Source organism: Stenotrophomonas sp. (assembly GCF_059505245.1).
Genome location: NZ_JCACKF010000011.1, coordinates 115,926 through 134,584, shown reverse-complemented (window position 1 = coordinate 134,584; position 18,659 = coordinate 115,926). Strand labels below are relative to the sequence as shown.

Annotated in this window: 14 protein-coding genes; 11 read left to right on the top strand and 3 right to left on the bottom strand. The window is 67.0% G+C overall.

The features are described from left to right. Window positions 1-302 precede the first annotated feature (302 nt). The 3 genes from AC5JLE_RS04450 to AC5JLE_RS04440 form a co-directional block, all read right to left on the bottom strand. Window positions 303-1,511, bottom strand: coding sequence for an acetyl-CoA C-acyltransferase (locus AC5JLE_RS04450; protein ID WP_019661304.1), 1,209 nt, complete (start codon window positions 1,509-1,511; stop codon window positions 303-305). Window positions 1,512-1,585: 74 nt separating this feature from the next. Beyond that, the gene (locus AC5JLE_RS04445) at window positions 1,586-3,958 is read right to left on the bottom strand and encodes a 3-hydroxyacyl-CoA dehydrogenase/enoyl-CoA hydratase family protein (protein WP_496065076.1); all 2,373 of its coding nucleotides are present in this window, start codon (window positions 3,956-3,958) and stop codon (window positions 1,586-1,588) included. Window positions 3,959-3,997: 39 nt separating this feature from the next. Beyond that, on the bottom strand, window positions 3,998-4,651 hold the full coding sequence (locus AC5JLE_RS04440; RefSeq protein WP_014646856.1) for a TetR/AcrR family transcriptional regulator: 654 nt from the start codon (window positions 4,649-4,651) through the stop codon (window positions 3,998-4,000). Between the two features lie 361 nt (window positions 4,652-5,012). On the opposite strand from AC5JLE_RS04440, the gene ndk reads away from it, so the two are divergent. From ndk to guaB, 11 genes are all read left to right on the top strand, one after another. Next, a complete protein-coding gene (ndk, locus tag AC5JLE_RS04435) occupies window positions 5,013-5,438 on the top strand; it encodes a nucleoside-diphosphate kinase (protein ID WP_005409295.1) in 426 nt (141 codons plus the stop codon). A 10-nt stretch (window positions 5,439-5,448) separates the two neighbouring features. Further along, window positions 5,449-6,654, top strand: a complete 1,206-nt coding sequence (rlmN, locus tag AC5JLE_RS04430; RefSeq protein ID WP_005409296.1) for a dual-specificity RNA methyltransferase RlmN — start codon at window positions 5,449-5,451, stop codon at window positions 6,652-6,654. Further along, the gene (gene pilW / locus AC5JLE_RS04425; protein WP_041863329.1) at window positions 6,641-7,426 is read left to right on the top strand and encodes a type IV pilus biogenesis/stability protein PilW; all 786 of its coding nucleotides are present in this window, start codon (window positions 6,641-6,643) and stop codon (window positions 7,424-7,426) included. The genes rlmN and pilW overlap by 14 nt, the downstream gene beginning before the upstream one ends. Before the next feature lie 18 nt (window positions 7,427-7,444). After that, the gene (locus AC5JLE_RS04420; RefSeq protein WP_032960759.1) at window positions 7,445-8,317 is read left to right on the top strand and encodes a RodZ domain-containing protein; all 873 of its coding nucleotides are present in this window, start codon (window positions 7,445-7,447) and stop codon (window positions 8,315-8,317) included. Window positions 8,318-8,381: 64 nt separating this feature from the next. Further along, complete coding sequence (locus AC5JLE_RS04415) at window positions 8,382-9,020, top strand: YfgM family protein (RefSeq protein WP_032960761.1); 639 nt, start codon at window positions 8,382-8,384, stop codon at window positions 9,018-9,020. Further along, complete coding sequence (gene bamB / locus AC5JLE_RS04410) at window positions 9,020-10,228, top strand: outer membrane protein assembly factor BamB (RefSeq protein ID WP_046430197.1); 1,209 nt, start codon at window positions 9,020-9,022, stop codon at window positions 10,226-10,228. The genes AC5JLE_RS04415 and bamB overlap by 1 nt, the downstream gene beginning before the upstream one ends. 17 nt (window positions 10,229-10,245) lie before the next feature. After that, window positions 10,246-11,643: a ribosome biogenesis GTPase Der gene (der, locus tag AC5JLE_RS04405; protein WP_014646861.1), complete on the top strand. Its 1,398-nt coding sequence runs from the start codon at window positions 10,246-10,248 to the stop codon at window positions 11,641-11,643. Window positions 11,644-11,845: 202 nt separating this feature from the next. Beyond that, window positions 11,846-12,982 carry a molybdopterin-synthase adenylyltransferase MoeB gene (moeB, locus tag AC5JLE_RS04400; protein WP_496065075.1) on the top strand — a complete coding sequence of 379 codons (1,137 nt, stop codon included), beginning with the start codon at window positions 11,846-11,848 and terminating at the stop codon, window positions 12,980-12,982. A 468-nt stretch (window positions 12,983-13,450) separates the two neighbouring features. Then, the gene (locus AC5JLE_RS04395) at window positions 13,451-15,283 is read left to right on the top strand and encodes a monovalent cation:proton antiporter-2 (CPA2) family protein (RefSeq protein ID WP_481445404.1); all 1,833 of its coding nucleotides are present in this window, start codon (window positions 13,451-13,453) and stop codon (window positions 15,281-15,283) included. A 177-nt stretch (window positions 15,284-15,460) separates the two neighbouring features. Beyond that, complete coding sequence (folD, locus tag AC5JLE_RS04390) at window positions 15,461-16,339, top strand: bifunctional methylenetetrahydrofolate dehydrogenase/methenyltetrahydrofolate cyclohydrolase FolD (protein ID WP_049402332.1); 879 nt, start codon at window positions 15,461-15,463, stop codon at window positions 16,337-16,339. Window positions 16,340-17,193: 854 nt separating this feature from the next. Beyond that, window positions 17,194-18,651: an IMP dehydrogenase gene (gene guaB / locus AC5JLE_RS04385; protein ID WP_414613855.1), complete on the top strand. Its 1,458-nt coding sequence runs from the start codon at window positions 17,194-17,196 to the stop codon at window positions 18,649-18,651. The last annotated feature ends 8 nt before the right edge of the window (window positions 18,652-18,659 follow it).

The window sequence follows — 18,659 nt, the reverse complement described above, 5'->3', positions numbered from 1 at the left end:
ACGGGAAGGGCGGAATCAAAGGCAGAAGCACAAGCAAAAAAGGCAGCCATAGGCTGCCTTTTCTGCTTGTTGGGGTCAGATCCCTTTGCGCAGCAAAGGGATCTGACCCCGGCCTTTGACCCTGCCTTTGCTCATCCCTCCGCCGCGGGGAGGCTGGAAGGGCCGGGTTGGCAGGGCTGCCCGGGACCGTTGGCGCCATGGATGGCGCCATCGAGCCCCCATGGAAGGGTTCACGGCGTGTCCCGGGCAGCCCTGCCAACCCGACCCACGCCATGAAGCCCAACGAGGCAACGCCTTGAACCTTACAGCGCCTCGAAAATACCCGCTGCGCCCATGCCGGTGCCGATGCACATCGTCACCATGCCGTACTTCTGCTGGCGACGACGCAGGCCGTGCAGCAGGGTTGCGGTACGGATCGCGCCGGTCGCACCCAGCGGGTGGCCCAGGGCAATCGCGCCGCCCAGCGGGTTGACCTTGGCCGGGTCCAGGCCGCAGTCGCGGATCACCGCCAGCGACTGCGCGGCGAAGGCTTCGTTGAGCTCGATCCAGTCCAGCTGGTCCTGGGTCAGGCCGGCCTGCTTCAGTGCCTTCGGGATCGCGGCGATCGGGCCGATGCCCATCACTTCCGGACGCACGCCGGCTACCGAGAAGCTGACGAAACGCGCCAGTGGGGTCAGGCCGTAATCCTTGATCGCCTGCTCGGAGGCCAGCAGCACGGCGCCGGCGCCATCGCTCATCTGCGACGAGTTGCCAGCGGTCACAGTGCCGCCGAACTGGCCGTTGCGGAACACCGGGCGCAGCTTGGCCAGGCCTTCGGCCGAGGAGTCCGGGCGGGGGCCTTCGTCGGTGTCGGCGATCTTGTTGCGGGTGATGATGCGCTGGCCGTCGGCCAGGTCCGGCAGGTGCGAGACGATCTCGTACGGGCTGATCTCGTCCTTGAACTCGCCGTTCTGGATCGCGGCCATGGCCTTCTGGTGCGAGGCCAGGGCAAAGGCGTCCTGGTCTTCGCGCGAGACCTTCCACTCTTCGGCGACCTTCTCGGCGGTGATGCCCATGCCGTAGGCGATGGCAACGTGGTCGTTGTCGAACACGCTCGGCGCCATGGCGATCTTGTTGCCCATCATCGGCACCATCGACATCGACTCGGTGCCGCCGGCCAGCATCAGGTCGGCGTTGCCCAGGCGGATCGCGTCGGCGGCCTGCGCCACGGCCTGCAGGCCGGAGGAGCAGAAGCGGTTCACGGTCTGTGCGGCGATGGTGTTCGGCAGGCCGGCCAGCAGCACGCCGATGCGGGCCACGTTCATGCCCTGCTCGGCTTCCGGCATGGCGCAACCGATGATGGCGTCATCGATGCGGTTGACGTCCACGCCCGGGGCCTGGGCGACGACGCTGCGCAGCACGTGCGCAAGCATGTCGTCGGGGCGGGTGTTGCGGAACATGCCCTTGGGCGCCTTGCCAACCGGGGTACGGGTGGCGGCGACGATGTAGGCGTCCTGGATTTGCTTGGTCATTGCAGTGATCTCTTGAATTTTTTAGCCGGAGTGCCGACCAACGGTCGGCACCCACCGGAAGCAGGGATGGGCGATCAGTTACGCAGCGGCTTGCCGGTCTTCAGCATGTGCGCGATGCGGGCCTGGGACTTTTCCTGCTGGGCCAGTTCGACGAAGTGCTTGCGCTCCAGGGTCAGCAGCCACTCTTCGTCGACCAGGGTGCCGCGGTCGACCTTGCCACCGCACAGCACGGTAGCGATGCGCTCGGCGATCTCGTAGTCGTACGGGCTGATGAAGCGGCCTTCCAGCATGTTGACCAGCATCATCTTGAAGGTGGCGATACCCACGTCACCGGCCACCTGGATGCGGCGTGCCGGCAGCGGCGGGCGGTAACCCGCTTCGGCCAGGGCGCGTGCTTCGGCCTTGGCGATGTGCAGGGCCTCGTAGCTGTTGAACACCACCTTGTCGGTGCTGCGCAGCAGGCCCAGTTCCTTGGCGTTGACCGCCGAGTTGGACACCTTGGCCATCGCCACGGTCTCGAAGGTCTTCTTCAGTTCGGCGAACACGTCGCCGCCCGGGCCCGCGGCCTGCGAGGCGCGCACGGCCAGTTCCTTCAGGCCACCACCGGCCGGCAGCAGGCCGACGCCGGCCTCGACCAGGCCGATGTAGCTTTCCAGGAAGGCCACGGTCCTGGCGCTGTGCATCTGGAACTCGCAGCCGCCACCCAGGGCCAGGCCGCGCACGGCAGCCACCACTGGCACCAGCGAGTACTTGATGCGCTGGCTGGTGCGCTGGAAGTTGGCAACCATTTCTTCGAACTGGTCGACCTTGCCGGCCTGCAGCAGGCCGAGGGCACCGGCCAGGTCGGCACCGGCGGAGAAGGGTTCCTTCTGCTGCCAGATCACCAGGCCCTGGAAGTCCTTCTCGGCGCGGCTCACGCATTCCTGCAGGCCGTCCAGCACCTGGTCGGACACGGTGTTCATCTTGGTCTTGAAGCTGACCACGGCGATGCCATCACCGTCGTGCCACATGCGCAGGCCGTCGTTCTCGAACACGGTCTCGCCCGGCGCGAACGTTTCGCCCAGCAGCGGATCGGGGAAGCGCTGGCGCTGGTACACCGGCAGCGACGAGCGCGGCAGCTTGGCGTTGCGCGACGGGCTGTAGCTGCCTTCGGCGGCATGCACGCCGTCGCGGCCATCGAACACCCAGTCCGGCAGCGGCGCGTTGCTCATGCTCTTGCCGGCGACGATGTCATCGGCGATCCACTGCGCCACCTGCTTCCAGCCGGCGGCCTGCCAGGTCTCGAACGGGCCCAGCGACCAGCCGTAGCCCCAGCGGATGGCCAGGTCGACGTCGCGCGCGGTCTCGGCGATGTCGGCCAGGTGGTAGGCGCTGTAGTGGAACAGGTCGCGGAAGGTCGCCCACAGGAACTGCGCCTGCGGGTGCTGGCTCTCGCGCAGCTTGGCGAACTTCTCGGCCGGGTTCCTGATCTTCAGGATCTCGACCACTTCCGGCGCGGCAGCGCGATCGGCCGGACGGTAGTCCTGCTTCTCCAGGTCCAGCACCACGATGTCCTTGCCGACCTTGCGGAAGATGCCGGCACCGGTCTTCTGGCCCAGCGCGCCCTTGGCGATCAGCGCGTCCAGCCACTTCGGCGACTTGAAGAATTCATGCCACGGGTCATTCGGCAGGGTGTCGCCCATGGTCTTGATGACGTGGGCCATGGTGTCCAGGCCGACCACGTCGGAGGTGCGGTAGGTGGCCGACTTCGGGCGACCGACCAGCGGACCGGTCAGGCCGTCCACTTCATCGAAGCCCAGGCCGAACTGCTGGGTGTGGTGGATGGTGGACAGGATCGAGAACACGCCGATGCGGTTGCCGATGAAGTTCGGGGTGTCCTTGGCGTACACCACGCCCTTGCCCAGGGTGGTGACCAGGAACTCTTCCAGGCCTTCCAGCACGGCGGCGTCGGTGGTGGTGGCCGGGATCAGCTCGGCCAGGTGCATGTAGCGCGGCGGGTTGAAGAAGTGCACGCCGCAGAAGCGGTGGCGCAGCTGCTCGGGCAGCACGTCGGCCAGCTTGTTGATGCCCAGGCCCGAGGTGTTGGAGGCCAGCACCGCGTGGTCGGCCACGAACGGCGCGATCTTCTTGTACAGGTCCTGCTTCCAGTCCATGCGCTCGGCGATGGCCTCGATGATCAGGTCGCAGTCCTTCAGCTGCTCCAGGCCGGACTCGTAGTTGGCCGGAGTGATGGCTTCGGCCAGCGACTTGCTGGCCAGCGGTGCCGGGCTCAGCTTGCCCAGGTTGGCGATCGCCTTCAGCACGATGCCGTCGGCCGGACCCTCCTTGGCGGGCAGGTCGAACAGCACGGTGTCGACGCCAGCGTTGGTGAGGTGGGCAGCGATCTGGGCACCCATGACGCCGGCACCCAGCACGGCGGCGCGGCGGACTAGCAGGGAATTGGACATGGTGTAGGGCCTTTGTTGGTCAGCAGTTACTGGGTGGAATCAAAGGGAAGCGGGCAGGGCGCTGGCGCGAGCGGCGGCGCGGAACCCGGCTTCGGCGAAATGGATCAGTTCGTGGGCGGCATGGGCACGATGCGCCGCTTCAGTGACACCGGCGGGACGCTTGATCAGCCCGAAGTCGGCCATGGCATAGGTGAGCGAGCCGGCCAGGAAATCCAGGCGCCAGTACAGCTCTTCCTTGCTCAGGTCGGGTACGCACTCGCCGATGGCCTTGCCGAACGCACGCAGCACGTGGCCGTAGTGGTCGGACAGGAACTTGCGCAGGTTGTCGTTCTTCTCGGCGTAGGCGCGGGCGATCACGCGCACGAAGGCACCGCCGTTCTGGCGGTCCTGGGCCAGCGCCAATGCCGGCTCGACGAAGGCGGCCAGCACCGGGCGCAGCTGCCCGGGGTGTTCGCTGCGGGCGCGTTCGAGCTGCGACAGGCGGGCGCCGGTCATCTCGTCCATGCGGCGGCGGAACACCTCGTTGACCAGGTTCTCCTTGGAGCCGAAGTGGTAGTTGACCGCTGCGATGTTGACGTCGGCCTGGCTGGTCACCTGGCGCAGCGAAGTGCCGGCGAAGCCGTGCTGTGCGAACAGCTCCTCGGCCGCGCCGAGAATGCGGTCCTTGGTCGAGAAGTGGGCGGGTTTGGCCATCGGCGGGCGGACCTTAATCAAACGATTGTTTGATACTAGGACCAGACGGTAGCGTATGGCATTTTGCAGTGCAGCAAAATCGGCCGGTCCGGTCAGATTTCACTCAGGTGGGTGAATGGGGTAGGGGTCGGATCCCCGCAGGGGCTCCGACCCCGACACTGGGCCCGGAGTGGGGTCAGAGCCCCTGTGGGGATCTGACCCCTGCCATGAGGGTTTGCCGGCCGGCGACCGGCACTACCATGCCGCCGCTTTATCTTTTACAATTCGCCTACGTTTATCAGGCTAAGCCCGCGTCCCGACGCGGGTTTTTTTCATGTTACCCTTCGGGCCATCAGCGGCCCGATTCCATTGGAGACATCCCATGGCGCTGGAGCGCACCCTTTCGATCATCAAGCCGGACGCCGTTGCCAAGAACGTCATCGGCGAAATCTACGCCCGCTTCGAGAAGGCCGGCCTGAAGGTCGTGGCCGCCAAGTACAAGCAGCTGTCGCGCCGTGAAGCCGAAGGCTTCTACGCCGTGCACCGCGAGCGTCCGTTCTTCAACGCGCTGGTCGAGTTCATGATCTCCGGCCCGGTGATGATCCAGGCCCTGGAAGGCGAGAACGCCGTCCTGGCCCACCGTGACCTGCTGGGCGCCACCAACCCGAAGGAAGCCGCGCCGGGCACCATCCGCGCCGACTTCGCCGAATCCATCGATGCCAACGCCGCCCACGGCTCGGACTCGGTCGAGAATGCCGCGATTGAAATCGCCTACTTCTTCGCCGCCACCGAAGTCGTTTCGCGCTGAGAGTAATGCCGTGAACGAGGTCGTACAGTCCCCCGCCATCCAGCCGCTGCCGAAGTCGGCACCCACGGCTGGCAAGCAGAACCTGCTCGACCTCGATCGCGCGGGCCTGGAGAAGTTCTTCGTCGAGGTTCTCGGCGAGAAGAAGTTCCGTGCCCATCAGGTGATGAAGTGGATCCACCATCGCTACGTCACCGATTTCGATGAAATGACCGACCTCGGCAAGGTCCTGCGCGCCAAGCTGCAGGCCCATGCCGAGGTGCTGGTTCCGAACATCGTGTTCGACAAGCCCTCCGCCGACGGCACCCACAAGTGGCTGCTGGCGATGGGCGTGGATGGCAAGAACGCCATCGAGACCGTGTACATCCCGGACAAGACCCGCGGCACGCTGTGCGTGTCCTCGCAGGTCGGTTGCGGCCTGAACTGCACGTTCTGCTCCACCGCCACCCAGGGCTTCAACCGCAACCTGACCACTGCCGAGATCATCGGCCAGGTGTGGGTTGCCGCGCGCCACCTGGGCAACGTGCCGCACCAGATGCGCCGCCTCACCAATGTGGTGATGATGGGCATGGGCGAGCCGCTGATGAATTTCGACAACGTCGTGCGCGCCATGAGCGTGATGCGCGACGATCTGGGCTACGGCCTGGCCAACAAGCGCGTGACCCTGTCGACCTCCGGCCTGGTGCCGCAGATCGACCGCTTGTCCGCCGAGAGCGACGTGTCGCTGGCAGTGTCGCTGCATGCGCCGAACGATGCGCTGCGCGAGACCCTTGTGCCGCTCAACAAGAAGTACCCGATCGCCGAGCTGATGGCCTCGTGCGCACGCTACCTGCGCGCCAACAAGCGCCGCGAATCGGTCACCTTCGAATACACCCTGATGAAGGGCATCAACGACAAGCCCGAGCATGCCCGCGAATTGGCCCGCCTGATGCGCCAGTTCGACAACGCGGTGCAGGCCAAGGATTCGGGCAAGGTCAACCTGATTCCCTTCAATCCGTTCCCGGGCACCCGCTACGAGCGTTCGGAAGAAGCGCACATCCGCGCCTTCCAGAAGATCCTGCTCGACAGCAACGTGCTGACCATGGTCCGCCGCACCCGTGGCGACGACATCGACGCCGCCTGTGGCCAGCTCAAGGGCCAGGTGATGGACCGCACCCGCCGCCAGGCGGAGTTCAACAAGACGCTGCAGGCGGGGAAGGGGAGCGATGCCGCGGCCTGACCGCCTCTGGCTGGCGCTTCTCGCAGGCGTGCTGGCCGTTGCGGTCGGCGGCTGCAAATCCCATCCCAAGGCCAAGCTCGGCCCGAGCCAGGCGCCGGTCTATTCGGTGGGTGACCCGGAAAGCGTGCGGCGCGAAGTGCGCTGGCGCGACCTGTTGACGCTGGCGACCCGCGACATGCAGGTCGGCAATCTCGATGCCGCCGAGCGCAAGGTGCGCGAAGCACTGAAGCTGGCGCCCGAGGCGCCCGATGCGCTGGTGCTCCAGGCCGGCATCGATGACCGTCGTGGCCGCACCCGCCAGGCCGGTGAGAACTTCCGCAAGGCCGCCGAACTGGCGCCGCAGCGCGGCGACGTGCTCAACAACTACGGTGCCTGGCTGTGCCAGCAGGGCCAGCCGGCCGAATCGCTGGTCTGGTTCGACCGCGCGTTGCAGGCGCCGGGCTATGCCACCCCGGGCGAAGCCCAGGCCAATGCCGGCAGCTGCGCACTGGATGCGGGCCAGCTTGAACGTGCCGAACGCGACCTGCGTGCGGCGCTCGTGGCGGCCCCGGCCAACCCGGTCGCGCTGGAGTCCATGGCCCAGCTGAGCTACCGCCAGGGCCGCTACATGGAGGCCCGGGCCTTCGCCGAACGTAGGATTGCGGCTGCACCCGCAACGCGTTCCGTGTTACAACTTGCGTCTCAAATCGAAGTGAAGCTGGGCGATCGGGCGGCATCTGATCGTTATCTGCAGCGGATTCGACAGGAATTTCCGCAGGACGCGGGCTCCTAACTCCAGGGTTGATGCATTGTGATTGATGACCAGACTGTGAGCGCTCTCGAGACTGCGGCCGGCTGCGGCACCCGCCTGCGCCAGGCCCGCGAAGCGGCCGGACTGACCCTCGAAGATGTCGGCTCGCGCCTGCGCATGCCGGTCCAGGTGGTCAAGTCGCTGGAAGAGGAACAATGGCAGAAGCTGGGGGCGCCGGTGTTCGTGCGTGGCCAGCTGCGCAGCTATGCGCGCCTGCTCGACGTGGATGTCGGCCAGCTGCTGGAACAGGCCCAGGTCGGCCCGGTGGTTCCGCCCACCTTGGTCAGCCATACCCATACCCCGCGTGCGCGCCGCATCGCCGAGAACCTCGGCCGGCGCGTGCTGTATGTCGGCATCACCGCGGTGCTGGCGGTGCCGGTGTGGTTCGCCACCCGTGGCCACTTCGACGGCAGCGCGACCCCGTCGCCGAGCACCGCCTCGCTGGATGTGATCCCGGCCGCCGTGCCGGTCACCCCGTCCACGGCCGGTGCCGAGGCTGTCGCGCCGGCCGAAGCGGCCACCGCCCCGGCCAGCAAGCCGGCGGCCACCCCGTACGTGGCCTCGCTGGCCCCGGTGCCGCGCCCGGCGCCGGCTCCGGCGGCTGCCGGCAACGCGCTGGAAATGCAGTTCAGCGGCGACAGCTGGGTCGACATCGGCGGCCCGGACGGCAGCACCGTCGAGAAGGCGCTGATCAGGTCCGGCGAGACCCGCAGCTTCACGCCGGGCCAGGTGACCCGGGTGACCCTGGGCAACGCCTCGGCGGTCCAGGTTCAGCAGAACGGCGCTATCGTCGATCTGACCCCCTACCAGCGAGCCAACGTGGCACGCTTTCAGGTATCCTCTGAAGGCTCCGTTGTCCCGGTTTCGCACTGAGGCGCGGTTTCACCACCTTCGATAATCCCAATGGTCCCTCCCGACGGGCGGGGCGAGAGTACGCATGGCGATCGACGATCTGCTCGACGAGCACGAACAAAGTGAACGCGTCCGCAGCTGGCTGCGGAAGAATGGCGCCAGCATCCTCGGTGGCGTAGTCATCGCCATCGGTGCCATTGCCGGCTGGCAGTGGTACCAGAAGGATCAGGGCGGCAAGCTGGCCTCGGCCAATGTCGAGTACCAGAAGGCCCTTCAGGGCCTGCAGCAGAACAAGCTTGACGACGCCGCCAAGGCGGTCAAGGCGCTCGAAGCCGGCCCGTCCAGCATCTACGGCGACCTCGCGGCGCTGCAGCTGGCCAAGGCCCAGGTCGACGCCGGCAAGAATGAAGAGGCACTGGCAACCCTGCGCAATGTGAAGGTCGAAGGTGACCTGCAGCGCGTGGTCGACCAGCGTGTGGCCCGCCTGCTGGTGGCCACCGGCAAGAGCGACGAGGCCATCAAGCTGCTGGGCAGCGCCACCGACAGCAGCAGCCTGGAAATCCATGGCGATGCGCTGATGGCGCAGGGCAAGCGCGATGACGCCCGTGCACAGTACGAGAAGGCGCTGAAGACGCTGGACGTGGCAGCGCCGCAGCGGCGCCTGCTGGAAACCAAGGTTATGGACGCCGGCGGCACCGTCGCCGCCCCTGCGGAGTCGGTTTGATGAGTCAGAAGGTCATGATCACCCGCGTCGCCACCGTGCTCCTGATGGGCATGGCCCTGACCGGCTGCAGCACCATGAAGGGCTGGTTCGCCGGCAAGGACGCGGCCGCGAAGAAGGCACAGGAACCGGCTGAGCTGGTCAAGTTCGAGCCGACCGTGAAGGTCAGCAAGGCCTGGTCGGTCAACCTCGGCAAGGGCGAGCGCCGCATCGGCGTGCGCCAGGGCCCGGCAGTGGCCAACGGCCACGTGTTCGCTGCGGCGATCACCGGTGGCGTGCACGCCATCGACCTGCAGACCGGCAAGAAGGTCTGGACCTGGGAGCCGAAGAAGGAAAAGAAGAAGGCCAAGCTGCGCCTGTCCGGCGGCCCGGGTGTCGGTGAGAACCTGGTCGTGATCGGCACGCTGGATGGCCAGGTCATCGCGCTGGATATCAACGATGGCAGCGAGAAGTGGCGCGCCCGTGTTCCGGGTGAAGTCATCGCCGCGCCGGCCGTTGCCCAGGGCATGGTCTACGTGCGCAGCAACGACGGCCGCGTTACTGGCTTCGATGCCGGCAACGGCACCCAGAAGTGGTTCAACCCGAGCGAGCTGCCGGCGCTGACCGTGCGTGGCAACGCGCCGGTGGTGACCGGCCCGGGCGTGCTGTTCATCGGCAAGGACGAGGGCGCGGTTGCGGCCCTGGCCCAGCAGGACGGCCGCACGCTGTGGGAACAGAACCTCGGCAACGGCGAAGGCCGCACCGAGCTGGAGCGCATGGCCGACGTCGACGGCGCGCCGGTGCTGGAGGGCAACACCCTCTACGTGAGCAGCTTCAAGAACCAGACCATGGCCATCGAAGGCCCGACCGGTCGCCCGCTGTGGGCGCGCGACCATGGCGGTGCCGGTGGCGTGGCGGTGTCGTCGGGCAATGTGTTCGTCACCGACAACAAGGGCGGCGTGTTCGGCCTGGACAAGGCCAGCGGCGCGGCCATGTGGTCGCAGACCGCGCTGGCCCGTCGTTCGCTGACCGGCCCGGCGCTGCACGGCGACTACGTGGTGGTCGGCGACTACAAGGGATACGTGCACTGGTTGCAGGCGTCCGATGGTGCGATGGCGGCACGGGCAAAAAGTGGCGGCGACGCCCTGCTGGCCCAGCCGGTCGTCGCAGACGGGGTGCTGCTGGTGCAGAACGTTGATGGCAAGCTGACCGCCTTCCGGTTGGCAAATTAAAAATTGGAGTAATCGCGATGCTGCCTTTGGTCGCCCTGGTTGGACGGCCGAATGTCGGCAAGTCGACTATTTTCAATGCGCTTACGCGCACCCGTGACGCGCTGGTCCATGACCAGCCGGGTGTCACCCGCGACCGCAACTACGGTGTCTGCCGGCTGGACGAGGACAATCATTTCCTCGTCGTCGACACCGGCGGTATCGCAGAAGAGGAAGAGGGTCTGGCAGGGGCTACCACCCGCCAGGCCCGCGCCGCTGCGGCGGAAGCCGACCTGATCCTGTTCGTGGTCGACGCCCGTGAGGGTACCTCGGCGATGGACGATGAGATCCTGGCCTGGCTGCGCAAGCTGTCGCGCCCGACGCTGCTGTTGATCAACAAGATCGACGGCACCGACGAGGACACCGTGCGTTCGGAGTTCGCCCGTTACGGCTTCGGCGAGATGCTGACCGTGTCGGCCGCGCATCGCCAGGGTCTGGACGACCTGCTGGACGAAGTGATCCAGCGCCTGCCGGAAGAAGGCAGCGGCGAAGAGCTGGACAACGATCCGAACCGCATCCGCATCGCCTTCGTCGGCCGCCCGAACGTGGGCAAGTCGACCCTGGTCAACCGCATCCTCGGCGAGGAGCGCATGATTGCCTCCGACGTGCCGGGCACCACCCGCGACTCGATCGCGGTGGACCTGGAGCGTGACGGCCGCGAATACCGCCTGATCGACACCGCCGGCCTGCGCCGCCGGTCGCGCGTGGACGAGGTCGTCGAGAAGTTCTCGGTGGTCAAGACCATGCAGTCGATCGAGCAGTGCCAGGTGGCCGTGCTGATGCTCGACGCCACCGAAGGCGTGACCGACCAGGACGCCACCGTGCTCGGTGCCGTGCTCGATGCCGGCCGCGCGCTGGTGATCGCCATCAACAAGTGGGATGGCCTGACCGAGTACCAGCGCGAGCAGGCCGAAACCATGCTGTCGCTGAAGCTGGGCTTCGTGCCGTGGGCCGAGTCCGTGCGCATATCGGCCAAGCATGGTTCCGGCCTGCGTGAGCTGTTCCGCGCGGTGCACCGCGCGCACGAATCGGCGAACAAGACGTTCACCACCAGCGAAGTGAACAAGGCGCTGGAAGTGGCCTACGAGACCAATCCGCCGCCGACCATCCGCGGCCACGTCTCCAAGCTGCGTTACGTGCATCCGGCCGGTTCCAACCCGCCGACCTTCATCGTGCACGGCACCCGCCTGAAGGAACTGCAGGAGTCGTACAAGCGCTACCTGGAGAACTTCTTCCGCAAGCGCTTCAAGCTGATCGGCACGCCGGTGAGCTTCATCTTCCGCGAGGGTACCAACCCGTACGAGGGCAAGAAGAACGTCCTCACCGAGCGGCAGGTCAAGGCCAAGCGGCGCTTGATGAAGCACGTCAAGGGCAAGTGATTCACGAGAAGGCGGCCGCAGGGCCGCCTTTTTCGTTGCGGAGAATGGGGTCAGATCCCATTTCCTCCGGAAAAGGGATCTGACCCCGGGTGCAGGGCGGGCGCTACCGCAGGCCTGCGGTGGATCCGTAGAGCCGAGCATAGGCTCGGCTCTACAGATGCTGGTCAAGGCGGCCTGCCGCCACGTGCGCGATAATGCGGCCATGAGCATCCAAGAGATTTCCCCCGCGCAGGCACGCGAGCGCCTGGCCCATGGCGCGGTGCTGATCGATGTGCGCGAGGCACACGAACGGGCCGGCGGCATGGCCGAGGGCGCGCGCGGCGTGGCCAAGGGCGAGCTGCAGGCCGACCCGGCCGCACACCTGCCGCGGCACGACCAAGAGATCCTGCTGATCTGCCAGAGCGGCAAGCGCTCGGCCGACGCCGCGCAGTTCCTGCTGGAGGCCGGCTACACCCGCGTCGCTTCCGTGACCGGCGGCACCGTGGCCTGGCGCGAGCAGTCGCTGCCGCTGGTGCAGCCGCTGGCCAGCGCCGCCGACCGCGACTTCTACGATCGCTATTCGCGCCACCTGCTGCTGCCACAGGTGGGCGAGGCCGGCCAGCGCCGGCTGCAGCAGTCGCGCGTGCTGGTGCTGGGCGCGGGTGGGCTGGGCGCACCGGCTGGGTTCTACCTGGCCGCCGCCGGGGTAGGGCACCTGCGCTTCGCCGACCACGACCGCGTGGAGCGCAGCAACCTGCACCGCCAGATCGTGCATACCGAAGCCAGCGTCGGCCAGTTCAAGGTCGATTCGGCGCGCGAGCGGCTGCTGGCGTTGAACCCGTCGATCGACGTCGAGGCGGTGCCTGAGCGGGTCACTTCCGAGAACGTGGATGCGCTGCTGGAGGGCGTCGACGTGGTGCTGGATGGGTCGGACAACTTCCCGCTGCGCTACCTGCTCAACGACGCCTGCATCAAGCACGCCACGCCGCTGGTCTACGCCGCCATCGAGCGCTTCGACGGCCAGGTAAGCGTGTTTGACGCTGGCCGCCAGCGTGGCGTGGCGCCGTGCTACCGCTGCCTGTTCCCCGAGCCGCCGCCGCCGGAGTTCGCGCCGAACTGTTCCGAGGCCGGTGTGCTGGGCGTGCTGCCCGGCTTGGCGGGCGTGCTGCAGGCCACCGAGGTGCTGAAGCTGCTGCTGGGCATCGGCGAGCCATTGGTCGGCCGCCTGCTGCGCTTCGATGCGCTGGGCATGCGCTTCCGCGAGACCGGCATCCGGCCGGACCCGCAGTGCCCGGTGTGCGCGCCGGGCGTGCCGTTACCGGGGTATATCGATTACGCCGCGTTTTGTCGGGGTGGGTGAGGCTGGCCGGGGAATGCCTTGGTAGATGCCGACCTTGGTCGGCGTTTTCGTGCCAACCAAGGTTGGCACCTACCGGCGGGTGCATGGGTTCGGGATCCGGCATCCGGCCGGACCCGCAGTGCCCGGTGTGCGCGCCGGGCGTGCCGTTCCCCGGATATATCGATTACGCCGCGTTCTGCCGGGGTGGGTGAGGCTGGCCGGCGAATGCCTTGGTAGATGCCGACCTTGGTCGGCGTTTTCGTGCCAACCAAGGTTGGCACCTACCGAAGCGGGTGCACGGTTGGCACCCACCGAAGCGGGTGCATGGTTGGCACCCATTGAGGCGCATACATGGTTTCGGGATGATGCTGGGGGTCACTCCCGGTATCGTTCCATCTCCAAGACAATCCGGCGCAACATGCGTGCTATTGCCGTCCTCGGCATTGCTCTATTGTTGAACGCGATTCTGGATCTTGGGGAACACACCGCATGGCGGTAGAAGCAGCGACCAGCGAGCTGGTCAAGGTCGTCGCCCTGTTGGGCGCGGCGGTGGTGATGGTGCCTTTGTTCCGTCGGGCCGGCCTGGGCTCGGTGCTGGGCTACTTCGCCGCCGGCCTGGCGATCGGGCCGTTCGGGCTGGGCTGGTTCTCCGACCCGCAGGCCATCCTGCATACCGCCGAACTCGGCGTGGTGATGTTCCTGTTCGTGATCGGCCTGGAAATGCGGCCCTCGCACCTGTGGAGCCTGCGCAAGGAGATCTTTGGGCTGGGCACGCTGCAGATCGTCACCTGTGCGCTGGTGCTGACCAGCATCGCCAAGCTGTTCGGGTTGCCGTGGCAGGTGGCCTTCATCGGTGCCACCGGCTTTGTGCTCACATCCACCGCAGTGGTGATGCAGCTGCTGGCCGAGCGCGGTGACATCGCGCTGCCGTCGGGGCAGAAGATCGTCTCCATCCTGCTGTTCGAAGATCTGCTGATCGTGCCGCTGCTGGCGCTGGTGGCGTGGATGGGCCCGAGCGCGGGCAGTGCCGACGGCGAGGGCTCGCGCTGGCTGTCGGTGGCGATCGGCGTGGGCGCCATCGTCGGCCTGGTGCTGGTCGGCCGCTTCCTGCTCAATCCGTTGTTCCGCGTGCTGGCCGAATCGAAGGCGCGCGAGGTGATGACCGCCGCCGCGCTGCTGGTGGTGCTGGGTGCGGCGCTGCTGATGCAGCTGTCCGGCCTGTCGATGGCGATGGGCGCGTTCCTGGCCGGCGTGCTGCTGAGCGAGTCGACCTTCCGTCACCAGATCGAAGCGGACATCGAGCCATTCCGCGGCATCCTGCTCGGCCTGTTCTTCCTCAGCGTGGGCATGGCGCTGGACCTGGGCGTGGTGGCTGGCAACTGGCAGCTGATCCTCGGCTTGGTGCTGGCGCTGATGGTGGCCAAGGCGCTGTGCATCTACGTGGTGGCGCGCATCATGGGTAGCGACCACGCGCAGGCGCTGGATCGCGGCGTGCTGATGGCGCAGGGCGGCGAGTTCGCCTTCGTGCTGTTCTCCGCTGCCGCCTCAGCCGGCGTGATCAACCTGGAGATCAATGCCAACTTCACCGCCGTGGTGGTGCTGTCGATGGCGCTGACCCCGCTGGTGGTGCTGGTCTACAAGCGCATCGCGCCGAAGCCGACGGTGAACATGGACGGCGTGGACGAGGCCGAGGGCCTGTCCGGCAGTGTGCTGCTGATCGGCTTCGGCCGCTTCGGCCAGGTCGCCAGCCAGTCGCTGCTGGCGCGCGACGTGGACGTGACCATCATCGACAACGACGTGGAGATGATCCAGAGCGCTGCGCGTTTCGGTTTCAAGATCTACTACGGCGACGGTACGCGACTGGACGTGCTGCATGCCTCGGGCGCGGCGACCGCGCGTGCGATTGCGGTGTGCGTGGACAAGGCCGAGGCCGCCGACCGCATCGTCGAACTGGTGGCGCACGAGTTCCCGCAGGCCAAGCTGATGGTGCGCTCGTTCGACCGCGAGCATTCGCTGCGGCTGATCCATGCCGGCGTCGATTTCCAGATCCGCGAGACGTTTGAATCGGCCGTGCTGTTCGGCCAGGCCGCGCTGGTGGAACTGGGTGCGGATGAAGACGACGCGGTGGAGATTGCCGAGCAGATCCGTCGCCGCGATGCCGAGCGTTTCGAGCTGGAGATTGCCGGTGGTGGCTTGAATGCCGGCGCCAAGATGGTGTTCGGCAATTCAGGCCAGGGCGTGCCGACGCCGACGCCGTTCACCGCGCCGAAGCGGGCAAGCAAGACGTTGAACCCGCAGGACGTGCCGGAAGAGGAAGAATAACGTTTGCGGGTCGGATCCCTTCCCAGCGGAAAGGGCTCTGACCCGCTACGTTGTGCTGGGGTCAGAGCCCTTTGCCTGTGGCAAAGGGATCCGACCCCGTCAGGACCCCATCCTGCGGTGGGCGAGGGGGCCTGAATCAGGGACAATAGCGTCCCCGCCGCCCCACGCCTGCTCCCGATGACCGATTCCGCCCCCCAGCATCCTGCCCGCATCCTTGACGGCCGCCGCATCGCCGAGGACCTGCTCGACAGCCTGAAGGTGCGCGTCGACGCCCGCGTGGCTGCCGGCGGGAGCCGTCCGGGCCTGGCCGTGGTGCTGGTCGGTGGCGACCCGGCCTCGACCGTGTACGTGCGCAACAAGCGCCGTGCCGCCGAGAAGGTCGGCATCGAGGCGCATGACTACGATCTGCCGGCCGGGACCACCGAGGCCGAGCTGCTCGACCTGATCGACCAGCTCAACGCCGATCCGAAGATCAACGGCATCCTGATCCAGCTGCCCCTGCCGGGCATCCCCGATGCGCGCCGGCTGATACAGCGCATCGACCCGCGCAAGGACGTGGACGGCTTCCACCCGGAAAACGTCGGCCACCTGGCCCTGCGCGAGTTCGGCCTGCGCCCGTGTACCCCGCGCGGCATCACCACGCTGCTGGGCCACACCGACCAGCCGGTGCGCGGCCGCAACGCCACCATCGTGGGCGTGAGCAACCACGTCGGCCGCCCGATGGGCCTGGAACTGCTGATTGCCGGCTGCACCGTGACCAGCTGCCACAAGTTCACCCCCAAGGACGTACTGGAACAGGCCGTGCGCAACGCCGACATCCTGGTGGTGGCGGTGGGCCGCCCGGGCATCGTGCCGGGCGAGTGGGTGAAGCCGGGCGCGGTGGTGATCGACGTCGGTATCAACCGCTTGGACGACGGCCGGCTGGTGGGTGACGTCGGGTTTGAGGCCGCTGCCCAGCGGGCCAGCTGGATCACCCCGGTGCCGGGTGGCGTGGGCCCGATGACCGTGGCCACGCTGATGCAGAACACCCTGGAAGCGGCGGAAGCGCTGAGCTGACCTGCGATTGGGGACATCTGCTGTTGGTGGGTGCCGACCGTTGGTCGGCACAATGCCGGGCAGGCCGATGACCCGCTCCTGGTAGGTGCCAACCTTGGTTGGCACACATCCATCAGGGCCATCGGCCCATCTGGGGTGCCGGTGCCGGACGGATCGTGCCAACCAAGGTTGGCACCTACCAAAGGCAAATGCCGGGTGGCTTGGATGCCCTGCATGATCCGCTCCTGGTAGGTGCCAACCTTGGTTGGCACACATCCATCGGAGCCATCGGCCCATCTGGGGTGCCGGGGCCGGACGGATCGTGCCAACCAAGGTTGGCACCTACCAAAGGTGCTCCAGGGCGGCCCGAGTGATCCTCTTAAGGTGGGTGCCGACCGTTGGTCGGCGCAATGCTGGGGCACAGGTGTCTGAAGGGTAGTGCGGACCAACGGTCCGCACCCACCAAAGGCAGGCCGATGACTCGCTCCTGGTAGGTGCCAACCTTGGTTGGCACGATCCGTCCGGCACCCGGACCCCAGGTGGGGTGAAGGCCTCTGGCAGTTAGTGCCAACCAAGGTTGGCACCTGCCAAAGGCGGCTCAGGGCTGGCCCGAGTGATCCTCTTAAGGTGGGTGCCGACCGTTGGTCGGCGCAATGCTGGGGCACAGGTGTCTGAAGGGTAGTGCGGACCAACGGTCCGCACCCACCAAAGGCAGGCCGATGACTCGCTCCTGGTAGGTGCCAACCAAGGTTGGCACCCACCCAAGCCGCCCTGAACCAATCGCCGCCCGCGCGACACTGCGTCGCATCTACCCCCTGCCACGCGACGCGAAAACAGGGTAAAATGTCGCGCTTCCCCACATCTCGGGTATGCCGATGCTGCGCATCCAGGCTGAAGCACTCACTTACGACGACGTCTCGCTCGTCCCCGCCCACTCGACCATCCTGCCCAAGGACGTCAACCTCGAAACGCGGTTGACCCGAGACCTGAAGCTGAAGCTTCCGATCCTGTCCGCAGCCATGGATACCGTCACCGAAGCCCGCCTGGCCATCGCCATGGCCCAGCTCGGCGGCATGGGCATCATCCACAAGAATCTCAGCCTGGAACAGCAGGCCGCGGAAGTGGCCAAGGTCAAGAAGTTCGAGGCCGGTGTCATCCGCGACCCGATCACCGTCGGCCCGGAAACCACCATCCGCGACGTGCTGGCCCTGACCCAGGCGCACAACATCTCCGGCGTGCCGGTGGTGGGCAGCGACGGCCAGCTGGCCGGCATCGTGACCCACCGCGACATGCGCTTCGAGACCGAGCTGGACGATCCGGTCCGCCACATCATGACCAAGAAGGATCGCCTGATCACGGTCAAGGAAGGCGCCGCGTCTGACGAAGTGCTGCAGCTGCTGCACCGCAACCGCATCGAAAAGGTGCTGGTGGTCAATGACTCGTTCGAGCTGCGTGGCCTGATCACCGTCAAGGACATCCAGAAGAACACCGACTTCCCGAACGCTGCCAAGGATCTGTCGACCCGCCTGCTGGTCGGCGCTGCCGTCGGCGTGGGTGGCGATACCGATCGCCGCGTGGAAGCGCTGGTCGCCGCCGGCGTGGACGTGATCGTGGTCGATACCGCGCACGGCCACTCGCAGGGCGTGCTGGACCGCGTCAGCTGGGTCAAGAAGAGCTTCCCGAACGTGCAGGTCATCGGCGGCAACATCTGCACCGGCGAAGCCGCACTGGCGCTGCTGGACAGCGGCGCGGACGCCGTCAAGGTCGGCATCGGCCCGGGCTCGATCTGCACCACCCGCGTCGTCGCCGGCGTCGGCGTGCCGCAGGTCACCGCCATCGATCTGGTGGCCGAAGCCCTGCAGGACCGCATCCCGCTGATCGCCGACGGTGGCATCCGCTACTCCGGCGACATCGGCAAGGCGCTGGCCGCCGGTGCCTCGACCATCATGGTCGGCGGCCTGCTGGCCGGTACCGAGGAGTCGCCCGGCGAGACCGAGCTGTACCAGGGCCGTTCGTACAAGAGCTACCGCGGCATGGGTTCGCTGGCTGCCATGGAGAAGGGGTCGAAGGACCGCTACTTCCAGGACGCCGCCACCGCCGACAAGCTGGTGCCGGAAGGCATTGAAGGCCGCGTGCCGTACCGCGGCCCGGTGGGAGGCATCATCCACCAGCTGATGGGCGGCCTGCGCGCCACCATGGGCTACGTGGGCTGCGCCACCATCGACGAGATGCGCAGCAAGCCCAAGTTCGTGAAGATCAGCGGCGCCGGCCAGCGTGAGAGCCACGTCCACGACGTGACGATCACCAAAGAGCCGCCGAACTACCGCGCCTGACGCGGGCC

Bases quoted from the DNA above. Each gene is read 5' to 3' on its own strand.
- pilW (WP_041863329.1), top strand. From the start codon at position 6,641: ATGCCGCGGCCTGACCGCCTCTGGCTGGCGCTTCTCGCAGGCGTGCTG.
- AC5JLE_RS04395 (WP_481445404.1), top strand. From the start codon at position 13,451: ATGGCGGTAGAAGCAGCGACCAGCGAGCTGGTCAAGGTCGTCGCCCTG.
- folD (WP_049402332.1), top strand. From the start codon at position 15,461: ATGACCGATTCCGCCCCCCAGCATCCTGCCCGCATCCTTGACGGCCGC.
- AC5JLE_RS04445 (WP_496065076.1), bottom strand. From the start codon at position 3,958: ATGTCCAATTCCCTGCTAGTCCGCCGCGCCGCCGTGCTGGGTGCCGGC.
- moeB (WP_496065075.1), top strand. From the start codon at position 11,846: ATGAGCATCCAAGAGATTTCCCCCGCGCAGGCACGCGAGCGCCTGGCC.
- guaB (WP_414613855.1), top strand. From the start codon at position 17,194: ATGCTGCGCATCCAGGCTGAAGCACTCACTTACGACGACGTCTCGCTC.
- AC5JLE_RS04415 (WP_032960761.1), top strand. From the start codon at position 8,382: ATGGCGATCGACGATCTGCTCGACGAGCACGAACAAAGTGAACGCGTC.
- AC5JLE_RS04440 (WP_014646856.1), bottom strand. From the start codon at position 4,651: ATGGCCAAACCCGCCCACTTCTCGACCAAGGACCGCATTCTCGGCGCG.
- ndk (WP_005409295.1), top strand. From the start codon at position 5,013: ATGGCGCTGGAGCGCACCCTTTCGATCATCAAGCCGGACGCCGTTGCC.
- der (WP_014646861.1), top strand. From the start codon at position 10,246: ATGCTGCCTTTGGTCGCCCTGGTTGGACGGCCGAATGTCGGCAAGTCG.
- bamB (WP_046430197.1), top strand. From the start codon at position 9,020: ATGAGTCAGAAGGTCATGATCACCCGCGTCGCCACCGTGCTCCTGATG.
- AC5JLE_RS04450 (WP_019661304.1), bottom strand. From the start codon at position 1,511: ATGACCAAGCAAATCCAGGACGCCTACATCGTCGCCGCCACCCGTACC.